General features: G+C 74.0%; 19 protein-coding genes and 1 pseudogene. 9 read left to right on the forward strand and 11 right to left on the reverse strand.

The window, feature by feature from the left end; all coding sequences use genetic code 11:
* Window positions 1–52 precede the first annotated feature (52 nt).
* Window positions 53–1,549, forward strand: a complete 1,497-nt coding sequence (locus Sdia_RS13170; RefSeq protein WP_185392866.1) for a cytochrome P450 — start codon at window positions 53–55, stop codon at window positions 1,547–1,549.
* 88 nt (window positions 1,550–1,637) lie between these two features.
* Here the strand turns inward: Sdia_RS13170 and Sdia_RS13175 are convergent, their stop codons facing one another.
* The 7 genes from Sdia_RS13175 to Sdia_RS13205 all read right to left on the reverse strand — a co-directional run bounded on the left by Sdia_RS13175 (window position 1,638) and on the right by Sdia_RS13205 (window position 8,829).
* Window positions 1,638–2,618, reverse strand: coding sequence for a pseudouridine synthase (locus Sdia_RS13175; RefSeq protein ID WP_100456010.1), 981 nt, complete (start codon window positions 2,616–2,618; stop codon window positions 1,638–1,640).
* A gap of 84 nt (window positions 2,619–2,702) precedes the next feature.
* Window positions 2,703–3,368, reverse strand: a complete 666-nt coding sequence (locus Sdia_RS13180; RefSeq protein ID WP_100456009.1) for a fasciclin domain-containing protein — start codon at window positions 3,366–3,368, stop codon at window positions 2,703–2,705.
* Window positions 3,369–3,510: 142 nt separating this feature from the next.
* The gene (locus Sdia_RS13185) at window positions 3,511–5,109 is read right to left on the reverse strand and encodes a molybdopterin-dependent oxidoreductase (protein WP_189401702.1); all 1,599 of its coding nucleotides are present in this window, start codon (window positions 5,107–5,109) and stop codon (window positions 3,511–3,513) included.
* A gap of 199 nt (window positions 5,110–5,308) precedes the next feature.
* Window positions 5,309–6,064 carry an anti-sigma factor gene (locus Sdia_RS13190; RefSeq protein WP_100456007.1) on the reverse strand — a complete coding sequence of 252 codons (756 nt, stop codon included), beginning with the start codon at window positions 6,062–6,064 and terminating at the stop codon, window positions 5,309–5,311.
* Window positions 6,061–6,645, reverse strand: coding sequence for a sigma-70 family RNA polymerase sigma factor (locus Sdia_RS13195; protein ID WP_100456006.1), 585 nt, complete (start codon window positions 6,643–6,645; stop codon window positions 6,061–6,063). Before Sdia_RS13195 ends, Sdia_RS13190 begins: the two co-directional genes overlap by 4 nt.
* A 332-nt stretch (window positions 6,646–6,977) precedes the next feature.
* Entirely contained in the window at window positions 6,978–7,829 is an 852-nt protein-coding gene (locus Sdia_RS13200) for a siderophore-interacting protein (RefSeq protein WP_115068486.1), read from the reverse strand.
* A gap of 94 nt (window positions 7,830–7,923) precedes the next feature.
* Complete coding sequence (locus Sdia_RS13205) at window positions 7,924–8,829, reverse strand: 5'-3' exonuclease (RefSeq protein WP_100456004.1); 906 nt, start codon at window positions 8,827–8,829, stop codon at window positions 7,924–7,926.
* 361 nt (window positions 8,830–9,190) lie between these two features.
* On the opposite strand from Sdia_RS13205, the gene Sdia_RS13210 reads away from it, so the two are divergent.
* The 3 genes from Sdia_RS13210 (at window position 9,191) to Sdia_RS13220 (ending at window position 13,844) form a co-directional block, all read left to right on the forward strand.
* Window positions 9,191–10,336 carry a quaternary amine ABC transporter ATP-binding protein gene (locus tag Sdia_RS13210; RefSeq protein ID WP_185392862.1) on the forward strand — a complete coding sequence of 382 codons (1,146 nt, stop codon included), beginning with the start codon at window positions 9,191–9,193 and terminating at the stop codon, window positions 10,334–10,336.
* A complete protein-coding gene (locus Sdia_RS13215) occupies window positions 10,329–12,956 on the forward strand; it encodes an ABC transporter permease/substrate binding protein (protein ID WP_191835345.1) in 2,628 nt (875 codons plus the stop codon). The genes Sdia_RS13210 and Sdia_RS13215 overlap by 8 nt, the downstream gene beginning before the upstream one ends.
* A gap of 330 nt (window positions 12,957–13,286) precedes the next feature.
* Window positions 13,287–13,844 (forward strand): helix-turn-helix domain-containing protein, encoded by a 558-nt coding sequence (locus Sdia_RS13220; RefSeq protein WP_100456001.1) that lies wholly within the window; start codon window positions 13,287–13,289, stop codon window positions 13,842–13,844.
* A gap of 30 nt (window positions 13,845–13,874) precedes the next feature.
* Here the strand turns inward: Sdia_RS13220 and Sdia_RS13225 are convergent, their stop codons facing one another.
* On the reverse strand, window positions 13,875–15,008 hold the full coding sequence (locus tag Sdia_RS13225; RefSeq protein ID WP_100456000.1) for a TDT family transporter: 1,134 nt from the start codon (window positions 15,006–15,008) through the stop codon (window positions 13,875–13,877).
* A 71-nt stretch (window positions 15,009–15,079) separates the two neighbouring features.
* Here Sdia_RS13225 and Sdia_RS13230 point away from each other — a divergent pair, with 71 nt between their 5' ends.
* On the forward strand, window positions 15,080–16,063 hold the full coding sequence (locus Sdia_RS13230) for a LysR family transcriptional regulator (protein WP_100455999.1): 984 nt from the start codon (window positions 15,080–15,082) through the stop codon (window positions 16,061–16,063).
* A 7-nt stretch (window positions 16,064–16,070) separates the two neighbouring features.
* Here the strand turns inward: Sdia_RS13230 and Sdia_RS13235 are convergent, their stop codons facing one another.
* The 3 genes and pseudogenes from Sdia_RS13235 to Sdia_RS13245 all read right to left on the reverse strand — a co-directional run bounded on the left by Sdia_RS13235 (window position 16,071) and on the right by Sdia_RS13245 (window position 18,447).
* On the reverse strand, window positions 16,071–16,778 hold the full coding sequence (locus Sdia_RS13235) for a gamma-glutamyl-gamma-aminobutyrate hydrolase family protein (RefSeq protein WP_185392860.1): 708 nt from the start codon (window positions 16,776–16,778) through the stop codon (window positions 16,071–16,073).
* Between the two features lie 71 nt (window positions 16,779–16,849).
* Window positions 16,850–17,532: pseudogene (locus Sdia_RS13240) on the reverse strand (APC family permease); the annotation flags it as partial.
* Window positions 17,533–17,685: 153 nt separating this feature from the next.
* Complete coding sequence (locus Sdia_RS13245) at window positions 17,686–18,447, reverse strand: FadR/GntR family transcriptional regulator (protein ID WP_185392859.1); 762 nt, start codon at window positions 18,445–18,447, stop codon at window positions 17,686–17,688.
* A gap of 74 nt (window positions 18,448–18,521) precedes the next feature.
* On the opposite strand from Sdia_RS13245, the gene Sdia_RS13250 reads away from it, so the two are divergent.
* From Sdia_RS13250 to Sdia_RS13265, 4 genes are all read left to right on the forward strand, one after another.
* The gene (locus Sdia_RS13250; protein ID WP_124288475.1) at window positions 18,522–19,886 is read left to right on the forward strand and encodes a glutamine synthetase family protein; all 1,365 of its coding nucleotides are present in this window, start codon (window positions 18,522–18,524) and stop codon (window positions 19,884–19,886) included.
* An 8-nt stretch (window positions 19,887–19,894) separates the two neighbouring features.
* Window positions 19,895–21,292 (forward strand): aldehyde dehydrogenase family protein, encoded by a 1,398-nt coding sequence (locus Sdia_RS13255; protein WP_100455993.1) that lies wholly within the window; start codon window positions 19,895–19,897, stop codon window positions 21,290–21,292.
* Entirely contained in the window at window positions 21,289–22,101 is an 813-nt protein-coding gene (locus Sdia_RS13260; protein WP_100455992.1) for a 3-oxoacyl-ACP reductase, read from the forward strand. The genes Sdia_RS13255 and Sdia_RS13260 overlap by 4 nt, the downstream gene beginning before the upstream one ends.
* Window positions 22,102–22,164: 63 nt before the next feature.
* Window positions 22,165–23,211, forward strand: coding sequence for a DUF2510 domain-containing protein (locus Sdia_RS13265; protein ID WP_185392856.1), 1,047 nt, complete (start codon window positions 22,165–22,167; stop codon window positions 23,209–23,211).
* Window positions 23,212–23,219: the final 8 nt, after the last annotated feature.

The raw sequence follows: 23,219 nt of genomic DNA on the forward strand, positions 1-23,219 counted from the left end.
GCACCGCCGTGCCGCCCGCCGCCCCGCCCGACCCTTCATCGGAGCATCCACCGTGACGACCCCCTCGACCCCTCACCCCCTGCCCGGAACCCCCGACGGGCCCCCTCCCGGGTGCCCGGCCCACGGCGCCGGCCCGGCCGGACCGCTCGGAGCCGGCGGGCTGCGCCGTCTCTACGGGCCCGAGGCCGAGCGCGACGCCCCCGCGCTCTTCGAGAAGCTCCGGGCCGAGCACGGCCCGGTCGCCCCCGCCCTGCTCCACGACGACGTGCCGGTCTGGGTGGTCCTCGGCCACAGCGAGAACCTCCACATGTTGCGGACCCACTCCGTCTACACCCGCAACTCCCGGCGCTGGCGGCTGATCCAGGACGGCACGATCGCCCCCGACCACCCGCTCACGCCCCTCTTCGCGTGGCAGCCGATCTGCTCCTTCGCCGAGGGCGCCGAGCGGGAGCGGCTGCGCGGCGCGGTCAACAAAGCGATGAGGAAGATCGACCAACGCGGGGTGCGCCGCGCCATCAACCGGCACAGCAACCGCCTGGTCAACGAGTTCGGGCGGGACGGCCGCGCCGACCTGGTCAGCCAGTTCACCGACCACCTGCCGATGCTGGTGATGCTCGACGTCCTCGGCCTGCCCGAGGAGTACAACGAGGAGATGGTCGACGCCGCCCGCGACATGCTCCAGGGCACCGAGACCGCCAACGCCTCCAACGCCGCCATCATGGGCATCCTGGAGCGCCACGTCGCCCGCCGCCGGGCCAAGCCCGACGACGACTTCGCCAGCAGCCTCATCGAGGACGAGGCACGCCTCACCGACGACGAGGTGGCGCAGCACCTGCGCCTGGTCCTCATCGCCGCGTACGAGGCGACCTCCAACCTCACGGCCAACGTCCTCCGGATGGTCCTCACCGACCCGCGCTTCCGCGCCCAGCTCAACGGCGGGCAGATGACCGTGCCGGAGGCGGTGGAGCAGACCCTCTGGGACCAGCCGCCGTTCAGCGCCATGCTCGGCTACTTCGCGGTCCAGGACGCCGAGCTGGGCGGCCAGCGGATCAGGAAGGGCGACGCGCTGCTGCTCAACATCGCGGCGGCCAACGTCGACCCGGTGGTCCGCCCGGACCTGGAGGCCGGTATGCAGGGCAACCGGGCCCATCTCGCCTTCGGCGGGGGTGTCTACGAGTGTCCGGGCGACGACCTCGGTCGGGCCATCGCCGACACCGGTGTGGACGCCCTGCTGATGCGGCTGCCCGATGTGGAACTCGCCGTCCCCGAGACGGAGCTGCACTGGACCAACTCGCTGATCAGCAGTCACCTGAAGGAACTGCCGGTGGTCTTCAGCCCCCGCCGGCCGGTGGCGCTCAGCGGCGTCCCCGGCAAGGCCGCCGCCGGCTCCGACTGGGAGATCACCTCGCCCGTCCCCGGCACCGCGGCGGCGGGGACGGCCACGCCGCGGGCCACGCCGCCCGCCGCCGGCCCGGCCGGACCGGCGCCCACGGTGCCGGCGCAGCGCGGTGGCTGGCGCCGACTCCTGGAGTGGGTGCGCGGGGACTGACCGGGCCGGGCAGCGCCCGACGGCGGGTGGCGCGCCGGATGTGTCCGGCGCGCCACCCGCCGATCTCCTGCCCGGCCACGCGCCCCGGTCAGGCCGGCCAAGGCCCGGAACCGTCCGCAGGCTCCGGCCCGCCGTGCGCCCACCGGTCGTACGCCGTCCACGCGGTCAGCTTGCGGGTGCTGGTGAAGCGACGCTCCTCGCCGGTCAGAGGATCGGTGAACTCAAGGACGCGGGAGAGGAGTTGCAGGGGCCGGCGGAAGTCGTCCGGCGCGGGGTCGGTGACGTCCGGGTAGACGGGGTCGCCGAGGATCGGCAGGCCCAGCGAGTTCAGGTGGACCCGCAGCTGGTGGGTGCGGCCGGTGCGGGGCAGCAGGCGGTAGCGGCCCAGGCCGCCTCGGTGGCCGAGCAGTTCGACGCGGGTCTCGGCATTGGGCTCCCCCGGGACCTCGCGGGCGGCGATCACCCCGCGTTCCTTGACGACACGGCTGCGGACGGTGCGGGGCAGCGCCACCGCGGGGTCGTACCCGGCCACCGCCTCGTACTCCTTGTGGACCAGGCGGTCGCTGAAGAGCCGCTGGTAGGCGGCGCGTTCGGTGGGGCGGACGGTGAAGAGGACCAGTCCCGCGGTGAGGCGGTCCAGGCGGTGGGCGGGGCTCAGCTCCGGCAGCCGCAGGCGGGTGCGCAGCAGTGCCAGCGCGGTCTGGGTGACGTGGCGGCCGCGGGGTGTGGTGGCGAGGAAGTGCGGCTTGTCGACCACCACGAGGTGCTCGTCGCGGTGGAGCACCACCGGCGGGTACGGCGCCGGGACCTCCTCGGCCGGCCGGCGGTGGAACCAGACCTGCCCGCCGGGCGGGTACGGCGCGTCGGCGGCGACCGGCCGCCCGTCGGCGGTGACCACCCCGCCCTCGGCGAACAACGCGTCGACCTCGGCCGCCGGTACCGGCAGCCGCTCCACCAGATGGTCCCGGACCGTCGCCCACGGCCCGTCCGGCGGCAGGCGCACCCGGACGGGGCCGATGCCGTCGCGCTGCGGCAGCGGGGCGGGGGTACGGCGGGATCTTCGGCTCATCCGGCCAGCCTACGAGGCCCGGGGGCGGCGCGCGGAAGGGCGGAGGGCGCCCGCGGGCCCCCTCCGCCCTCGGCCGGTCAGGACTCAGCCGGCCTTCGGCATCAGCACGGTGTCGACGATGTAGACGGTGGCGTTGGCGGTCGGCACGTTGCCGCAGACGACCTCGGAGTCGTCGTTGACGGTGTAGTCCGTGCCGGAGCCCATGGTGGTGAGCTTGCTCTTCTCCAGCGTCTCGAAGGAGCCGTCCTCCAGCTGCTTCGGGGTCAGCTTCTGGCCGACCACGTGGTAGGTGAGGACCTTGGTCAGCTCCTCCTTGTCGGCGAGGAGCTTGTCGAGGTCGGCCTTGGGAATCTTGGCGAAGGCGTCGTTGGCCGGCGCGAAGACCGTGATGTCCTCGGCGTTGTTCAGGGTGTCGACCAGACCGGCCTTCCTGACCGCGGTGACCAGTGTGGACAGCTCGGGGTTGTGCGACGCGGCGGTGGCGACCGGGTCCTTGGCCATGCCGTCGAAGCTGCCCGCGCCCTCCTTCGGCACCGAGGAGCACGCCGGGCCGAACGGCTCGGCCGGGACCTGCGCCTTGTCCGCGCCCTCGGAGCCCGTGGACTTCTCCGGACTCTCCTGCGAGGCGGCCGACGACGGCGACTCGGCCGCCTTGTCGCCGCTCTCGCCGGAGCAGGCCGCGAGACTCACGGGCAGGACCACGGCGGCGGCGACGGCGACGGCGGTACGGCGGACACGGGTGGTGAACATGGGGGAGCTCCTTGTCGGTGAACCGCTGGGCGGCTCTCGTGTACTGCGGATCTGTGCACCGCGGATACGGGCGGACCCGGTCAGAACGGGTCTCCGGGGGCCCGGGGAAGGTCCTCACAGGTCCCGGAAGGCGGTCGGTCGCTCAGTCCACGCTGACCACCACCGAATGGAGGCCGGTCGCGCCGTCGGGCACGGTGCCCTGACGGCGGGAGGTCTGCCGGGCGCCGGTGGCGTCGGTGGCCCGCACCTCGAGGGTGTGGCTGCCCCGGGTCGCGGGCCAGTCCCAGACCCACTGGCGCCAGGTGTCGGGACTGGCCTGGGCGGCGAGACGCGCCTCCTGCCACGGGCCGCCGTCCACGCGCGTCTCGACCCGGCGGATGCCGCGGTGCTGCGCCCACGCCACCCCGGCGACCCGCACGGTGCCCGCGCGGAGCCGGGCGAAGGCGCGCGGTGTGTCGATCCGCGCCTGGGTCTTGACGGGCGCCTCGCGGGCCCAGTTGCGCTCGACCCAGTACGGGTCGAAGGCGTCGAAGGTGGTCAGCTCCAGCTCCTGGAGCCACTTGCAGGCGGAGACGTAGCCGTACAGGCCCGGCACCACCATGCGGAGCGGGAAGCCGTGCCGGAAGGGAAGCGGTTCACCGTTCATGCCGACCGCGAGCATCGCGTCCCGGCCGTCCATGACGGTGTCGACCGGGGTACCGATGGTCATGCCGTCGACCGACCGGGAGACGAGTTGGCCGGCGGGGCCGCCCCGGGACGGCGGCCGGACCCCGGCCTCCTCCAGCAGCGGACCCAGCGGTACGCCGAGCCAGCGGGCGCTGCTCACGTACGGGCCGCCGACCTCGTTGGAGACACAGGTCAGGGTGATGTCCCGCTCGATCAGGTCGCGGCGCAGCAAGGTGGGGAGGTCCAGCTCCAGCGGGCGGCGGACCCCCTCGCCGTGCACCTTGAGCCGCCAGCTCCCGACGTCCACGCGCGGGACGACCAGGGCGGTGTCGACGCGGTAGAAGTCGCGGTTCGGGGTGGTGAAGGGGCTCAGGCCGGCCACCCGGGGGCGGGCCCGGGCCGGGACCGGCCGGGCGGGCGAGGCCGGCCTCGGCAGTCGTACCCCGGCCCGGGACGCCTCCGCGTCGGCGGCGCCCGAGCCCCCGAGCCGGCGCCCGGCGAACCCGGCCCCGGCCGACACCGCCGCCGACGCCCCGGCCGCCAGGACGAAGCCGCGCCGGTCGAGGGCGGCCCGGCCGCCCGGAGGTTCCGTCGTGCCCGCACCCGACGGGGTGAGGCGGCCGGCGAGCAGCCACAGCACACCGGCGCCCGCCACCGCGCCACCCGCCGAGGGGAGCGCGTCGAGCCATCCGGCACCGGGCCGGCTGAGCGCCGCCACGGTGCCGAGGAGGCCGAACAGCAGGACTCCCGCGACTCCCGCGGGGCGGTGACGGCGGGCCACCAGCCCGACGGCGGCGGCGAAGAGAGCCAGCAGGACGAGGATGCCGCCGAGCAGCACCAGCTTGTCGTCGTCGCCGAAGGCGCGGATCGCCCAGTCCTTGACCTCCACCGGCGTCCGGTCGACCACGGCGCCGCCGACGGCGGTGACGGGGCTCGACTCGGGGCGTACGGCCGCCGAGAGGAGTTCGCCCGCGCAGAGGGCCGCGAACGCGGCGAGCACCCCGGACAGGGCGGCGAGCGCGGCCCGGGCCGGCCGGGTGCGCCTGAGCGGTGCGGTGCTCGTCTCCTGGTTCACATCGGGTATTCGGCGCCCCGGCTGCCAGGGATTGGTCTGTCACCCGACGGAGTGAGGACTTTCTTCCCGTGACCGCCGCGACCTGCTGCTTCCTCAGGTCGTGGCGTGCCTCGCGGAGCTGACGGCGCGGAGAGTCGGAACCGCCCCCGTCCACCGGGACAGCGGGTGGACGGGGGCGGCGGCGGAGGCTGCCGACGGGTCAGGCCGGCAGGTCGAGCAGGCCGATCGGGTCGGAGGACGGCCGGCGGGAGCCGCCCGGCGGTTCGACGGTGATGCCGACACCGGACGCCTCGCCGACGCCGCCCTCCAGGCGGACGGCCTCGACGCCGTCGCCCCGGGAGGGCGGCATCACTCCGGCGGAGCGCATGGTGCCGCCGTCGTCGAACCAGAGCTGGTAGACCTTCCCCGCGGGCGGCGCGGGCAGGCCGGCCGCGAGCAGCACCGCCTCGTCCAGCGAGGCCGAGACGACGACCGTGGCGCGGCTGCCGGAGTCCAGCCGGGCCGACTGCGAGCGGGCGTCGGGCGCGGCCAGCACCCGGGCCACCGAGGCGGCCTGGCGCTCCGCCGCCTCGGCCCGCTGCCGCGCCTGCTCGGCCTCCTGGTGCTGCCAGACGGCGACACCGCCGAGCCCGGCCGCGACGGCGAGGCAGGCGGCGAGCGCCAGGCCGGTGAACCGGCGGGCCCGGCCGGGCCGTCGCGCGGAGTCCACGGCGGTCGTGCGAGGCGGCTCCTGGCGCACCTCGCCGATGCGGCGCATCACCCGGTCCTTCATCTCCGGCGGCGCGTCGGCGGTCTCGGCGAGCCCCAGCCGGGCCGCCGTGGCGGTGAGCTCGGCGACCTCGGTGGTGCAGGCCGGGCAGTCCGCGAGGTGACGGTCGAAAGCGGCCCGCTCCTCGTCGTCCAGGGCGTGCAGCGCGTAGGCGCCGGTCAGCGTGTGGAGTTCGGCGGTGGTCATACGCTCACCCCCAGGCAGTCGCGCAGCCGGATCAGGCCGTCGCGCAGGCGGGTCTTCACGGTGCCGAGCGGCACCGTGAGCAGTTCGGCGACCTCGCGGTAGGCGAGGCCGCGGTAGTACGCGAGGCTGACCGACTCGCGCTGGAGCTCGGTGAGGGCGCGCAGGCAGCGGCGCACCTGCTCACGCTCCAGCCGGGTCTCGACCTGCTCGGCGACCTCGTCGAAGGCGGGGGTGCGGTCGAGCAGGGCGGCCCGCTCCTCGCGGTCGGCGGCGGCCTGCGCGGAGCGGACCCGGTCGACGGCGCGGCGGTGCGCCAGCGTCAGAACCCACGTCATCACGGATCCCTTGGCGGGCCGGTAGCGCGCGGCGGTGCGCCACACCTCGACCAGCACCTCCTGGGCGACCTCCTCCGACTGGGCCGGGTCGCGCAGCACCCGGCGGACCAGACCGAGGACCGGTCCCGCCACCGCTTCGTACACGGTGGTGAAGGCGTCCCGGTCGCCGACGGCGACCTGGCCCATCAACGCCTCCAGGTCGGGCGCCGCCGAGGGGGGCGGGCCGATGTGGACGGGTTCCTTCACGCGTACTCCTTCGCCGGGTCCGGGCGCAGCAGGGCCACTGCTCGAGGAATTCGGGGCGGAGGGCGAGGCGGATGGGCCGCGACAGGAGGTTTTGCCGTTCTGTGACCTTCGGGCCCGGTGCGCCGTCCGCCCGCCCGGATCAGGAGCGGCGGGCGGTGGACACGGCGGCGACCCGGACCCGGGACGCGGCCGTGTCCGGCCCGGGGCGGGCCCGGCCCGCGCGGCTCTCCGGCCGGCTCCGGAGCTACGCGGGACGCAGGGCCCGGGGTACGGACGGCTCTGGTGCCCGTACCCCGGGAGTGCGAGGCCGCCCGCCGAGGGGCGGCGTGGGGTCAGGCCGCGGGGACGGCCTGCTCCTGCTCGGCCTCGACCTGGGCGTTCCAGTCGCGCTTGGACGCCTGCCAGCCGTCCTCGTCGTGGCCGAGGCGCCAGTAGCCGGAGATGGAGAGCTGGTCGCGTGTGATGCCGCGCTCCATCCGCAGGTGGCGGCGGAGCTCCTTGACGAAGCCGGCCTCGCCGTGGACGAAGGCGTGCACCTCGCCCTCGGGGAACTCCAGGGTGCGCACGGCCTCGGTGAGCAGGGAGCCGACCGGAGCGTCGCCCCGGTGCAGCCAGACCACGTTGTCGCCCTGCGGTCCGCTGATCCGCTGCTCCTCCTCGGGCCCGGCGATCTCGACGAAGGCGCGGACCTGCGCGCCTTCGCCGAGCGCCTCCAGGGCGGCGGCGATGGCCGGCAGGGCGCTCTCGTCACCGGCCAGCAGGTGCCAGTCGGCCTGGCCGCCCGGGGCGTAGGCGCCGCCGGGGCCGAGCAGGCGGATCTCGTCGCCGGGAACGGCGGCCGAGGCCCACGGCCCGGCCAGTCCCTTGTCGCCGTGGACGACGAAGTCGACCGTGATCTCCCGGGCCTCGGCGTCCCAGCGGCGGACGGTGTAGGTCCGGGTCACCGGCCACCGGTCGCGCGGCAGTTGCGCGCGGATCGCCGCGATGTCGAAGGGCTCCGGGTAGGTCACGCCCTCGGGCGGGAAGAGCACCTTGACGTAGTGGTCGGTGAACTCCCCGGCCGAGAAGTGCGCCAGGCCCTCACCGCCGAGCACGATCCGCTGCATGTGCGGGGTGAGCCGTTCGGTCCGCACCACCCGCGCGAGATGGGTCTGCGGAGCCTTGCGAGCCGGACGGTCCGCCATGAGGGGCCTCCCTGATCAGGTGCGGTTAGGTGAGCCTAAGCTAACACCTGGGCGGGGGCGGGTGGAGAGGGCGCGTCCGGCGTCCGGCCCGAGCTCAGCCACGCAGCACCGCGAGCAGCCGCTCCAGCGAGCCGCCCAGGTTCCACCGCTCCGACAGGGCGGCCAGGGCCTCGGGGTGGCGCGGGGCGCGCGGCAGGGCGGGGTCGAAGGGGGGCAGCTCGACGTCGGTGGCGACACGCACCACCTTCGGTGCGACGGCCAGGTAGGGGCGGGCCTCCAGCAGCCTCCGGCGCTGGGCGGGCGTCACCTTGGAGCGCGGGTCCTCGGCGGCCGCGACGATTCCGGCCACGTCGCCGTAGGTGGCGAGCAGCTTGGCCGCCGTCTTCTCGCCGACGCCGGGGACGCCGGGCAGGCCGTCGCTGGGATCGCCGCGCAGCAGGGCCAGCTCCGCGTAGCCGGGCCCGTCGACGCCGTACTTCTCGCGGAGCAGATCCTCGTCGGTGTGCTGGAGGGTGCCGACGCCCTTGAGGGGGTAGAGGACGCGCACGCCGCGGGCGTCGTCCACCAGTTGGTACAGGTCGCGGTCGCCGGTGACGATGTCGACCGGGCCGTCCGCCGCGGTGGCCAGGGTGCCGATGACGTCGTCCGCCTCGTAACCGGCGGCCCCGGCGCGGGCGATGCCCAGCGCGTCGAGCACCGCCTCGATCACCGGCACCTGCGGCGAGAGCGTGTCCGGGGTCTCCTCCACGTCCGGGCCCTCGGTGCTCTCCTCCGCCACCCGGTGCGCCTTGTACGTCGGGATCAGCTCGACCCGCCAGGCCGGGCGCCAGTCGGCGTCCATGCAGGCGACCAGAGTGTCCGGACGGTGGTCCTGGACCAGGCGGGCGATGAAGTCGAGCAGGCCCCGCACGGCGTTGACCGGAGTGCCGTCGGGCGCCCGGACCGTGTCGGGGACGCCGAAGTAGGCCCGGAAGTACAGGGACGCGGTGTCCAGGAGCATGAGGCGCGGTGTTGGCTGAGTCACCTCGGCATCATCGCGTACCCGGGGGGCGGATGCGGCGGACGGGCGGGGCGCGGCCCACGGGTCCGCCGGGGCGTTGAGTGGCCAAAAGGGGACCTTCCGCACCCTGACCATGTCACGTAGAGTAGTCAAAGTGCGCCTGCGTGCGAGTTTCGTGCACAGAAAGTGAGCCGCCTCACTCCCTTGTTTGATTCTTTTGAGTCCGGGCAGGCGCGCAGGCGGAGCAGACCCGGGCGCGGCGCCTTCGCGCCATTTTCCCGGGGCGCGGGCGGAACCGTGCCGCTCCACGGCCCGCCGGCGGGGGAGGCGGGCCGTCGTCGTGACAAACCGAGAGGTGTATGTGTCCAGGCTGCAAGCCGAGCATCTGTACAAAGTGTTCGGAAGACGACCCGATGAAGCGGTGCAACGACTGGAGAAGGGAGCCGACCGGGACGAGCTGCGTGCCGAGGGCACCACGGCCGCGGTGATCGACGCCTCCTTCTCCGTCGAGCCTGGCCAGATCTTCGTCGTCATGGGGCTCTCCGGCTCCGGCAAGTCGACGCTGCTGCGTATGCTGAACGGGCTCCTCGAGCCCACCGCCGGGCACGTCCGCTTCGACGGCCAGGACCTGACCGAACTGGCCCCCGCCGACCTGCGCGCCGTCCGCTCGCAGAAGATCAGCATGGTCTTCCAGCACTTCGCGCTCTTCCCGCACCGCAGCGTGCTGGAGAACGCCGCGTACGGCCTGGAGGTCCAGGGCGTGCCGCGTGCCGAGCGGGAGCGCCGCGGGCTGGAGGCGCTGGAGCTCGCCGGGCTCGCCGGCTGGGAGAAGTCCTGGCCCGACGAGCTGTCCGGCGGTATGCAGCAGCGGGTGGGCCTCGCCCGCGCGCTGGCCACCGACGCCGACCTGCTGCTGATGGACGAGTCGTTCAGCGCGCTCGACCCGCTGATCCGCCGCGACATGCAGGACCAGCTCCTGGAGCTCCAGAAGCGGCTGAAGAAGACCATCGTCTTCATCACCCACGACCTCAACGAGGCGATGCGCCTCGGGGACCGCATCGCCGTCATGCGGGACGGCCGCATCGTCCAGATCGGCAGCTCCGAGGACATCCTCGTGACCCCGGCCAACGACTATGTCGCCTCCTTCACCCAGGACGTCGACCGCTCCCGCGTGCTGACCGCCGCGGCGATCATGGCCGACGCGGGCACCGTGACGGACGCCCCCGCCGCCACCGGCGGGAAGAGCCTCGGTGGCAGCGGCACCCGATCCGAGCGGGAGATCCTCGACGCCGCCCCCGCGGTGGTCGCTGAGGACACGCCCATCATCGAGCTGTTCACCCCCTGCGCCACCAGCGCCGAGCCGGTCGCGGTGACCGACGCCGGCGGCAAGCTGGTCGGTGTCGTCCCCCGTGAACGACTGCTCGCCGTGCTCGGCGAGCCGATGTCCCCCTCGGCGCCGCGTGACGCCGCCGACGAGGACGAGGGCAAGGTGAGCGCCCATGCCTAGGCTGCCCTTCGGCGAGTGGGTCGACTCCGGTGTCGACTGGCTCCAGAACAACCTCTCCTGGCTCTTCGACGCCATCAGCGCCGTCGTCAAGGGCCTGGACACCGGCATCAACGCGGTTCTCACCGCCCCCGAGCCGCTGCTGCTCGCGGGGATCTTCGCCGTCATCGCCTGGTGGCTGCGCGGCCTGCTGGCCGGCGCCCTGAGCTTCGTCGGATTCGGCCTCATCATCTCGATGGAGCTGTGGGACGACGCGATGGCGACGCTGTCGCTGGTGCTGGTCGCCACCCTGGTCGCGATCGTGGTCTCCGTGCCGCTGGGCATATGGGCGGCCCGCTCCCGCACGGTGAGCGCCGCGCTGCGACCGGTCCTGGACTTCATGCAGACCATGCCCGGCATGGTCTACCTGCTGCCGGCCGTCATCTTCTTCGGCCTCGGCGCCGCCCCCGGCATCGTCGCCACCATCATCTTCGCGATGCCTCCGGGCGTCCGGATGACCGAGCTGGGCATCCGGCAGGTCGACGGAGAGCTGGTGGAAGCGGCCGAAGCCTTCGGCACGACGCCACGCAACACCCTGCTGCGGGTGCAGCTCCCGCTGGCGCTCTCCACGATCATGGCCGGTGTCAACCAGGTCATCATGCTGGGCCTGTCGATGGTCGTCATCGCGGGCATGGTCGGCGCGGCCGGCCTCGGCAGCTCGGTCTACGAGGGCATCAGCCAGCTGAACATCGGCCTCGGCTTCGAAGCCGGTGTCTCCATCGTCATCCTCGCGATCTACCTGGACCGCCTCACCAGCGGCCTGGGCCAGCAGGTCTCGCCGGTCGGCCGCCGCGCCATAGCCAAGGCCCGCGCCACGGCCGCCGGCAGCAAGAAGATCTGGAGCTACCGCCCCCAGACCGCCGTCGCCATGATCGGCGTCGTCGTGCTCGCGCTGGTCGCCGGCGGCATGGGCGCCCTCGGCTCCTCGGACGACGAGGCCCGCGCCGACGCCGGGAACGTGGGCCAGGGCCGTGAGATCAACATCGGTTACATCCCTTGGGACGAGGGCATCGCTTCCACGTATCTGTGGAAGGAGATGCTGGAGCAGCGCGGTTTCAAGGTCAACGCTCAGCAGTACGAGGCCGGTGCCCTGTACACGGGTATGGCCAGCGGTGAGATCGATTTCGAGACGGATTCGTGGCTTCCGACCACGCATGAGTCGTACTGGAAGAAGTACGGCGACAAGTTGGAGGACATGGGTTCGTGGTACGGCCCGACGTCTCTTGAGGTCGCGGTTCCCTCGTATGTGAAGGGGATCGAGTCGATGGAGGATCTGAAGGGTCAGGCGGACAAGTTCAAGGGCCGGATCGTCGGTATCGAGCCGGGTGCCGGTGAGATGCAGCTCCTGAAGAGCAAGGTGCTGAAGGAGTACGGCCTGGACAAGGAGTTCAAGGTCGTCGACGGTTCGACGCCGGCGATGCTGGCGGAGCTGAAGCGTGCCTATGCGAAGAAGGAGCCGGTCGCGGTCACTCTGTGGTCGCCGCACTGGGCGTACAACGAGTTCGACCTGACGAAGCTCAAGGACCCGGAGGGTGCCTGGGGCGAGGGGGACGAGATCCACACGCTGGCGCGTAAGGGTTTCTCGTCGGACTTCCCCGAGGTGGGTAAGTGGCTCAAGGACTTCAAGATGTCCGAGGAGCAGCTGACCAGCCTGGAGGCGGAGATCCAGGGTGCGGACAAGGGCAAGGAGCAGGACGCCGTCCGCGCCTGGCTGAAGGACCAGCCCAAGGCCCTCGACACCTGGGCCCCCGTCTCCGCCGACGGCGACAAGAAGAAGGACATCGCCGCCGAGGCCGAGCGCACCATGGAGGTCGCCTGGTTCCCGTGGGAGGAGGACATCGCCGCCACGTACCTGTGGAAGCACGTCCTCGAGGAGCGCGGCTACAAGATGAACCTGCGCCAGTTCGAGGTCGGGCCGATGTACGCGGCGATGTCGCGCGGCCAGATCGACGTGCAGTTCGACGCCTGGCTGCCGAACACCCAGAAGAAGTACTGGGACAAGTACCAGGACGAACTGGTCGACCTCGGTGACTGGTACGGCCCCACCTCGTTAGAGCTGGCCGTCCCCGACTACGTGAAGGACGTCAAGTCCCTCGCCGACCTCAAGGGCAAGGGCGAGCAGTTCGACGGCCGCATCGTGGGTATCGAGGCCGGTACCGAGACGATGGACATCCTGAAGAACAAGGTCGTCCCCGGATACGGTCTGAGCGACGAGTACAAGGTCGTCGACAGCTCCACCCCCGGCATGCTCGCCGAGCTGAAGCGCGCGTACGCCAAGAAGGAGCCGATCGCGGTCATGCTCTGGACGCCCCACTGGGCGTACAACGAGTACAAGCTGAACAAGCTGGAGGACCCGAAGAAGCTCTTCGGCGAGGGCGACCGGCTGCGGACCGTGGCGCACAAGTCGTTCACCGAGAACTACCCGGTGGCCTCCGACTGGTTCCGCGACTTCAAGCTCAGCGAGGAGCAGCTCGCCGGGCTGGAGAACGAGATCCAGAAGCGCGGCACGGGCAAGGAGGAGCAGGCCGTCGACGCCTGGCTCAAGAAGCACCCGGAGCTGGTCGACGAGCTCGCACCCGTGTGAGCCGGCCGTACGCCGCGTGAGAGCGTCCGCGCCCCGGCGCCGGACGACTCGACGTGAGCGGACCGTCACCTGACGGCGCGCCTCCGGCGCGTCCGGCGAAGGGGCGGACCCCACCGTGAAGTGGGGTCCGCCCCTTCGCCATGCGCCCCCGTGCGCCCGGCGATCCCGCCGGTCACGGCTTTCCACTCGCCACGGACCGGGTCCGTCGGGCAGGGTTACCAGGAGGGGATGCCTCCGGACGCCCGTCCGGAGGAACCACTGACCGCCGGGCTTTGCGTAGGGTGCCGGAACACCCACGGGAGCCGAGGAACACGAGGGGGCGCCGCAGCGATGGACGAGAAAGTGACCCTGCGGGTCGGGCCGGCCGTCCGGCGGCGGCGCCGTGCCCTGGAGCTGACACTGGCGGCCGTCGCGGAGCGCAGTGGCCTCTCCGTGCCCTTCCTCAGCCAGGTGGAGAACCAGCGGGCCCGCCCCAGCCTGCGCTCGCTGGAGGCCGTCGCCGACGCGCTGGAGACCACCGCCGTCGAGCTGATGGACTCCGTCGACCCCGCCCACACCGTGGAGGTGGTCCGCGCGGACCCCGAGGACAGGGGCGGCAAGGAGATCCGCACCCTCGTCCCCGGGCACCACCAGCTGGAGGCGCTGGAATTCACCGGCGACCACGACGAGGGCCGCGAGCAGCTCCACCGCAACGACGAACTGCTCTACGTGGTCGAGGGCACCGTCGAGGTCGAGGCCGAGGGCCGGGCCCACCGCCTCGGCCGGGGCGACACCCTCTACCTCACCGGCGGGGTCCGCCACCGCTGGCGCGCCACCGGGCCCGACACGCGCATCCTCCTCGTCACCGTCGCCGATCACGTCGACACCGAGGCCGACACCCGCGACTGACCGCGTCCCGCCCCGGCCTTCCCCGCGCGCTCAGGCGGGGGGCGCCGGCAGCCGGCCGGAGACCAGGCGGCGGACGGTGCCGGTGCCCGCCACCAGCCAGGCCGTCACCAGCAGCCCGTACAGCCCGGCCGCCCCGAGCGCGAACGCGCCGAGGCCGGTCTGCCGGGCCAGCCCCGTCAGGCCGGTCACGCAGGTGCCCACGGGGAAGGTGAACCCCCACCAGGTCAGCGAGAAGCCCATGCCGCGCCGTAGCGCGCGCACCACCAGCGCCCCGGCCAGCCCCAGCCACAGCGCCGCGAACCCCATCACCGGCACCCCGAACAGCACCGCCAGCACCGTGAAACCCCGCGCGTACGGCTCGGGCACGACGCCCGGCGCCGCCTCGGCGAGCTGGTGGACGGCGGTGGTGGACTGCCCGAGCGGGCCGAGTACCAGGAAGAGGGTGGGTGTCAGCGCCGGCGCGGGCGGGCCGCCGGTCAGCAGGCGGCCCAGGATCAGCGGCAGCATCACCAGCGCCCCGAGCAGGCTCAGCCCGAAGAGGCCGTAACAGCCGTACAGCAGCGTGCGGCGGAGTTGGCCGGACGCCAGGTGCGGCACCAGCAGCGGCCCCAGCGCCGCCGAGACCATCGGGGCCACCACCGGCAGCAGCCAGACCGGGGAGGCCGTCGCCATCGCGGGCCGGTGCCGGACCACCATGAGGTACGGCACGGCGACCGCGGCCAGGACGCCAGTCACCGTCCCCGCCGTGAACAGCACCAGGTCGACGGCGACGGCCGCCCGCAGGCCGATCCAGTCGACACCCACCACCAGCGTCGCCCCGCCGACCGCCAGCAGCGCCATCGCCAGGCAGCCGTAGAACGGGGCCATCGCGGCGTCCATCAGGTGCGCGCGGGCCTGATCCCGGTGGCGCGCCCAGTGCAGCGTGCGGGCGGCGAGCAGCACCAGCAGCAGGAGTGCGGAGAGCGCCCACACCACCGTGAGCACCGTCCGCAGCCCCGGCGGCTGCCAGGGCAGCCCCGCCCCGGCGGTCGCCACGATGGCGGTACCCATCACCGAGGCGTACCAGTTCGGGCCCAGATGGCGCAGGGCGGGCAGGCGGCGCACCGGGGCGGGGCCGGAGGCGACGGCGGGCGGGACGGGGGAACGCGTGGTGAGGGCAACCATCCCCTCACTCTGCCCTTCCACCGGCCGGGCCCACCAGCCTGCCGCCGGTCATGGGCTCATAACCTGGCCCTATGAGCACCGACGAGCCCGCCGTCCCGGAACCCGCCGTACCGGAGTCCGCCGATGCGGCCCCGGCCGTTGTGGCCCCGGCCGATCCGGGCCTGGCCCGCCGAATGCCTCCCTTGGGCTCGCTCCAGCTACTGCTGGCGGTGGCCCGCCTCGGCAGCCTGGGCCGGGCCGCCGAGGAACTCGGCATCAGCCAGCCGGCCGCCAGCGGGCGAGTCCGGGTGATGGAGCGCGACCTGGGCCTCGCCCTGGTCGACCGTTCACCGCGTGGCTCCCGGCTCACCCCGGCCGGGGCCCTCGTCACCGACTGGGCGGGACGCGTGGTGGAGGCGTCGGCCGCCTTCGACGCCGGCGTCCAGGCGCTGCGCGACCGGCGGGACGCGAGGCTGCGGGTCGCCGCCAGTCTGACCATCGCCGAGTACCTGCTGCCCGGCTGGCTCATCGGGCTGCGCGCGCTGCGGCCGGCCACCGCCGTCTCGCTGCGCGCCGGGAACTCCGAGGCGGTCGCCGCGCTGCTGCTGGACGGCGAGGCCGACCTCGGGTTCGTGGAGGGGCCCGCGGTGCCCGCCGGGCTCGACGCCGTGACCGTCGCCCGGGACCGGCTGGTCGTCGTCACCGCCCCGGGCCACCCCTGGACGCGCCGGGCCGCCCCCTTGGACGCGGCCCAGCTCGCGGGCCGGCCGCTGATCCTCCGGGAGGAGGGCTCCGGGACGCGCCAGGTGCTGTCCCGGGCGGTCGGCGGACTGACGGCACCGCTGCTGGAGCTCTCCTCGACCACCGCTCTGAAGGCCGCCGTAGCCAGTGGCGCGGGCCCGGCCGTCCTCAGCGAGCTGGCGGTCGGCGACGAACTGGCCGCCGGGCGCCTGGTCAGGATCCCCGTCGAGGGCGTCCGGCTCACCCGCGACCTGCGCGCCGTCTGGCCCACCGGGCACCCTCCCGTCGGCCCCGCCCGGGATCTGCTGGGGCTGACGCGGGGCGGGCGGGGCTGAAGCCCGGTCAGCCGGACCACCGCCGGCCCCTCGTGGCGGCCGCCTCCACCAGGGCGCGCATCACCCGGGTGTCCTCGCCCATCTCCGGATGCCACTGGACCCCGAGCACCCAGGGCTCGCCGGCCGTCTCGATGGCCTCCACCGTGCCGTCGTCGGCCTGCGCCGAGACGGACAGGCCCCGGCCCAGCTCGTCCACGCACTGGTGGTGGTAGGCGGGGACCACCGACTCCTCCGGCACGGCCGCCGCGTACCGGCTGCCCGGGACCGGTTTGACCGGGTGGGAGCCGAATACCCCGGTGCCGCCCGTGTGCCCGTCGAGATGCTGGACGAGCGTGCCGCCGAGGGCGACGTTGAGCAGTTGCATGCCCCGGCAGATCCCGAGCAGCGGGGTGCCGAGCGAGAGCGCCGCGTCGATCAGCGCCAGCTCCCACGCGTCCCGGGCCGGAGCCGGGGGGCCGGTACGCGGGTCGCGCTCCGCACCGTAGCGGGCCGGCTCCACGTCGGGGCCGCCCGCGATCACGAGGCCGTCGACACGGGCCACCACGGCGCCGGCCCGCTCCGGCGCGTCGGGCGGCAGCATCGCGACGAGGCCGCCCGCCGCCCGGACCAGTGCGGCGTACCCGGCGGGCAGCAGCGCGGCCGGCATCGTCCACACCCCCCAGCCGGCCTCGTCCTCCAGGTAGGTGCTGACGCCGATCAGCGGTGGGACGTCCATGGACCGTACTCCTCACGCGCGGGGGTGGTGCCGGACAACAGGCCGCCCGGACGGGCCGGACGGCCGGGGCCTCAGCCCCGGTCGAGTGCGGCCTCGGCGGCGGCCAGGGCCGCGAACTCCTCCTCGGGGGCCTTCGCCACCGGATGGTGGCGGCTGGGGAGGCCGAAGCAGGCTACCGCCACTCCGTGGACGACCAGCGCGATCACGTCGGCGGCCACGTCGACCAGGAAGGCCGCCACCAGCGCCGCGCAGGCCGGCGTCAGCGCCACCGAGGAGGTCACGACGCCGCCCGTGTGCGGTGGGGCCGGTGCGGTTCCGGCTCCCGGCGGCGCGGCACGACGGGGAGAGCGACAGCAGGGCGTAGCTGATGGCGTCGCCGAGGACGGCGACGTCGAGCATCCGCGCCCCGTCGCCGGTGGCGGCGTCGAGGCCGGAGCCGATGGCGTCCCGGAGCAGCCGCCCCGGACAGGGGGCTTGGCGGCGGCTGGTCAGGAGGGAGGAAAGCGGGGCAGGTCTCCGGGCCGGGAGCGGAGAGCGGGCGGGTGCCTGCACAGATCAACGAGAGGAACGAGGCGAGGAGTCCGGCCGGGCCCGCGTAGGTGACGGTCCGGACCAGGACGGTCGGCTCGCCGCCCGGCTGGAGCGCCCCCACCAGCGGGTCACCCGCGTCCTGGAGGGCCGCGGTGCCGCGCGAACCGGTCGAGGGGAAGAAGGTGAGCGGCACCAGCACCGCCAGGGCCGCCGTCGAGTACCGGGTTCGCGGGTCATGCGCGACTCCCACGGACCCGGTGGAGGCGCAAAGGAGTGAGGCCATACCTTTGCGTCGCCCGTGCCCGGGGAGCAAGACCCGTGGCCGCACGGGGTCCGGTCCTCGGGCGAGACCCCCGCGGGCCGGGGTCGGGACCGTTCAGGTCAGGAAGCCCCGCAGCAGGGCCGCCGTGCCCGCGCAGTGTTCGCGCATGATCTCCCGGGCCGCGTCCGGCCGGCCGTCGAGCACCGCCTCCACCACCGCCGCGTGCTGCCGCTGGGAGTGCTCCAGGTTCCGCACCAGGAGGGGGATGCCGTCGAGGAGGCCGTTGACCTCGGCGCGGACCGCCGCGTACCGGGCCGTCAGGGAGGGGGAGCCGGCGAGTTCGGTGAGGGTGAGGTGGAACAGGGTGTCCTGGCGCCGGTAGTCGTCGAACGGGGTGTCACCGGTGCGCTCCAGGGCCTCCCGCAGCCGCCGCGCGCCCCCGGCGTCGAGCCCGTGCGCCGCGCACAGCTCGGCCGCGCCCACCTCCAGAACCTCCCGGAACCGCAGCGTGTCCTCCAGCTCGGCCACCTCCGTGCGTCCGCGCACCGGACCCTCCCCGGCGCCGGGCGCGCGGACGAACGTACCGCCGTACCTGCCCCGCCGCGGCTCCACGAGCCCCTGGTCCTGGAGGGCCTTCAGGACCTCGCGCAGCGTCCCCCGGCTCACCGCGAGCCGCTCGGCGAGATTCCGCTCCGAGGGCAGCCGCCCGCCCGCCGGCACCAGACCGAGCCGGATCACCTGGAGGAGCTGCTCCAGCGCCTCCTCGAAGCCGTTGCCCGCCCGCACCGGGCGCAGGACGGCGGCGAGGCGGTCGTCGCGCGCCCCCGGCGCGCGCTCCCCGTCGGCGCCTCGCGGCGACGCGCTGGCGTCCGTCATCCGGCGGTATCCCCTTCCCAATCAATGGTCGCTCCCCATACCTTATGGCCCTCGGTGGCGAAGGAGGAATTCCCGTGGTACACCGCACACCCCCGCTCTCCGTCGAGGAGCTGCGCGGCCTGGTCGGCGCCGGAGAGATCGACACGGTGGTCCTGGCCTTCCCCGACATGCAGGGACGCCTCCAGGGCAAGCGGTTCGCCGCCCCCTTCTTCCTCGACGAGGTCCTCCAGCACGGCACCGAGGGGTGCAACTACCTCCTCGCGGTCGACGTCGAGATGAACACCGTCGACGGCTACGCGATGGCCTCCTGGGACCGGGGCTACGGCGACTTCGCCCTGCACGCCGACCCGGCCACCCTGCGCCGCGTCCCCTGGAACGACGGCACCGCGCTGCTCATGGCCGACCTCGCCTGGACCGACGGCTCACCCGTGCTCGCCGCCCCGCGGCAGATCCTGCGCCGCCAGCTCGACCGGCTCGCCGAACGCGGACTCACCGCCCAGGTCGGCACCGAGCTGGAGTTCATCGTCTTCCAGGACAGCTACGAGAGCGCCTGGGACCGCAGCTACCAGGACCTCACCCCCGCCAACCGCTACAACATCGACTACTCCGTCCTCGGCACCGGCCGAGTCGAGCCGCTGCTGCGCCGCATCCGCAACGAGATGGCCGTCGCCGGCCTCACCGTCGAGTCGGCCAAGGGCGAGTGCAATCCCGGCCAGCACGAGATCGTCTTCCGCTACGACGACGCACTCACCACCTGCGACCAGCACGCCGTCTACAAGACCGGCGCCAAGGAGATCGCCTCCCAGGAAGGCGTCTCCCTCACCTTCATGGCCAAGTACGACGCCCGCGAGGGCAACTCCTGCCACATCCACCTCTCCCTCACCGACCAGGACGGCACCCCCGTCCCACCCGGCGACGGCCCCGACGGCATGTCCGGGCCGATGCGCCACTTCCTCGCCGGACAGCTCGCCGCCCTCGGCGACTTCACCCTCCTCTACGCCCCCAACATCAACTCCTACAAGCGGTTCCGGCCCGGTTCCTTCGCCCCCACCGCCGTCGCCTGGGGCCACGACAACCGCACCTGCGCGCTGCGCGTCGTCGGCCACGGCCCCGCCACCCGCTTCGAGAACCGCCTGCCCGGCGGCGACGTCAACCCCTACCTCGCCGTCGCCGGCATGGTCGCCGCCGGGCTGCACGGCCTCGATCACCGCCTCGAACTCCCCGACGCGTGCACCGGCAACGCCTACACCGCCGGCCACGACAGCGTCCCCACCACCCTGCGCGAGGCCGCCGACCGCTGGGAGCACAGCCCGATCGCCCGCGCCGCCTTCGGCGACGAGGTGGTCGCGCACTACCTGAACATGGCCCGCGTCGAACTGGACGCCTTCGACGCCGCCGTCACCGACTGGGAGCTGCGCCGCTCCTTCGAACGCATGTGAGGCACCGCATGTCCGACCCCGCCCCCGCCCACGGCCCGGCGGAACTCCCCGTCCTGAACCCGGCCACCGGGGAACTCCTCACCACCGTCCCCGCCGCCACCCCCGGCGACATCGACGCCGCCGTCCGCCGCGCCACGGCCGCCCAGCGCGGCTGGGCCGCCCTCGCGCCCGCCGACCGCGCCCGGCTGCTGCGCCGGTTCGCCGCCGCCGTCGACAGCCACGCCGAGGAACTCGCCCTCCTGGAGGTGCGCGAGGCCGGGCACCCGGTCGGCAACGCCCGGTGGGAGGCGTCCAACGTCCGCGACCTCCTCGACTACGCGGCCGGGGGCGTCGAACGCCTCACCGGACGCCAGATCCCCGTCGCGGGCGGCGTCGACGTCACCTTCCTCGAACCGCTCGGCGTGGTCGGCGTCATCGCCCCCTGGAACTTCCCCATGCCGGTCGCGGCCTGGGGCACCGCCCCGGCGCTCGCCGCGGGCAACGCCGTGATCCTCAAACCGGCCGAGACGACTCCGCTGACCGCGCTGCGGCTCGCCGAGATCGCCCTCGACGCCGGGCTGCCCGAGCATCTCTTCCAGGTGCTGCCCGGCACCGGACCGGTCGCCGGGGAGGCGCTGGTCGACCACCCCGGCGTCGCCAAGATCGTCTTCACCGGCTCCACCCGCACCGGGAAACGCCTCATGGCCCGCTGCGCCGACCAGGTCAAACGACTCACCCTCGAACTCGGCGGTAAGAGCCCCAACATCGTCTTCGCCGACGCCGACCTCGAACAGGCCGCCGCGCGCACCCCGATGTCCTTCCTCGACAACTCCGGCCAGGACTGCTGCGCCCGCACCCGCATCCTCGTCCAGGAGAGCGTCCTCGACCGCTTCCTCGACCTGCTCGCCCCCGCGCTGGCCGCCGTCACCGTCGGCGACCCGGCCGACGAGGCCACCGACATGGGCCCGCTCATCTCCCGGACCCAGCTGGACCGGGTCCGCGGCCACGTGCCGGACGGCGCCCCCGGCCTGCGCGGCACCGCCCCCGACGGGCCCGGCTTCTGGTTCCCGCCGACCGTGCTGACCCAGGCCGGCGAGCGCGACGCGGTCGCCGTCGAGGAGGTTTTCGGGCCCGTCGCGGTCGTCCTGCCCTTCCGCGACGAGGAGGACGCCGTCCGCCTCGCCAACGACACGCGGTACGGGCTCGCCGCCTCCCTGTGGACCCGCGACGTCGGCCGAGCCCTGCGCGTCTCCCGCGCCGTGCGGGCCGGCAACCTCTCCGTCAACTCGCACTCCGCCGTCCGGCACGCCACCCCCTTCGGCGGCTACGGCCACTCCGGACTCGGCCGCGAACTCGGCCCCGACGCCCTCACCGCCTTCACCGAGACCAAGAACGTCTTCCTCAGCACGGAAGGTCCCGCCCAGTGACCCAGCCCAGCCCCCCGCGCCCCGACGCCGCCGAGCAGCCCCTCTGCCGCCGCCTGGTCGGCCGTACCGCCGTCGTCACCGGAGCGGGCAGCGGCATCGGCCTCGCCACCGCCCGCCGGTTCGCCGCCGAGGGCGCCCACGTGGTCTGCGGCGACATCGACGAGGCCGCCGGACAGGCCGCCGCCGAAGCCACCGGGGGCCTCTTCGTCCGCGTCGACGTCACCGACCCCGACCAGGTCGACGCCCTCTTCCGGGCCGCCCACGCCACGTACGGATCGGTCGACGTCGCCTTCAACAACGCCGGGATCTCCCCGCCCGAGGACGCCTCCATCCTGGAGACCGGCCTGGAGGCGTGGAGGCGGGTCCAGGAGGTCAATCTCACCTCCGTCTACCTCTGCTGCAAGGCCGCGCTGCCGTACATGAGGCGCCAGCGCCGGGGGTCGATCATCAACACCGCCTCCTTCGTCGCCGTCATGGGCGCCGCCACCTCGCAGATCTCCTACACCGCGTCCAAGGGCGGCGTCCTCGCCATGTCCCGCGAACTCGGCGTGCAGTTCGCCCGCGAGGGCGTCCGCGTCAACGCCCTGTGCCCCGGCCCGGTCAACACTCCGCTCCTGCGGGAGCTGTTCGCCGAGGACCCTGAGCGCGCCGCCCGCCGACTCGTCCACATCCCCGCCGGGCGGTTCGCCGAGGCCGACGAGATCGCCGCCGCCGTCGCCTTCCTCGCCAGCGACGACGCCTCCTTCGTCAACGCCACCGACTTCCTCGTCGACGGCGGTATCGCCGGGGCCTACGTGACACCGCTGTAGCCCCCCACCCTCCTCGGGCGGGCACGTGCCCGGGCCCGCCGGAGAAGCTCTAGGGTGTCGGGCATGAACACGCCGACGCCCCCACCCGGCTGGTACGTGGACCCGGCCGCGCCGCCGCCCGCCGTCGAACGCTGGTGGGACGGCACCGGTTGGACCGCACACACCCGGCCACCGGCCGCGGAGGACGCCCCTGGCCCGGCCGCCCCGCCGCCCGGCGCGCCCTCCGTGGCGGGAGCGGGCGGCGGTTTCGGCCCGCCGCCCGGCGCCCCCGCCCCGCGAGGAGCCTTCGGCCCCGGCGGCTTCCGGCCGCCCGCCCCGGCCCCCGGCCCCGCCCCCCGGCGCGGCACGACCGCCGTGCTGGTGGCCGCCGCCGTGGTGGTGGCCGCCTGTGCCGTCGGCGGTGTCGTCCTGCTGGGCGGCGGCACACCGGACGACGCGAGGCCCCCGGCCAGCCCCTCCACCTCCGCCTCCGAGGCGGCGGTGACCGCCACGCCCACCCCGGAGGAGGAGCAGACCCGGGACCCCGACCCCCGGGTGCTCACCGACGATCTCAACGGCATCACCCTGCCGGTGCCCGAGGGCTGGGTGAAGTCCGACCGCCTCACCGTCGGCGACGTGGCGATGGTGACCGACCCGTCCTACGACTGCCCCGGCGGCTCCGGCTCCGGTTTCTGCTTCCACGGCCGCATCATCTCGGCCACCGTCACCGGCAGCGACGAGACCGACCCCAGAGCCGTCGCCGAGGCCGACATCGCCGACGCCGTCGACGACCTGTACGACCGCGACGTCCTCGACCGCCGCCCCTACGAGGGCGTCACCGCCGAACGGAAGGCCGCCGCCGGGCAGGTCGCGGTGGCGGGCCGCGCCGGGTACTACGTGCGGTGGCGGGTCACCACCGGAGCCGGGGAGGGCGGCTGGGTGCAGTCGCTGGCCTTCCGCTCCTCGGCCGGCAGCGAGGCGATGGTCGTCGTCCGCTTCGCCTTCGACGCCGGCTCCGAGGGACCGCCACTCAGCCTGATGGACACCGTCGTCAAGGGGATCGAGCCGCTCGGCGGCTCCGGCGGCTCCGGCGGCGTCGGGGAAGGGCTCACCCCCGCGCCGGGCGGCTGACCGCGTTC

Source organism: Streptomyces diastaticus subsp. diastaticus (assembly GCF_011170125.1).
Taxonomy (GTDB): domain Bacteria; phylum Actinomycetota; class Actinomycetes; order Streptomycetales; family Streptomycetaceae; genus Streptomyces; species Streptomyces diastaticus.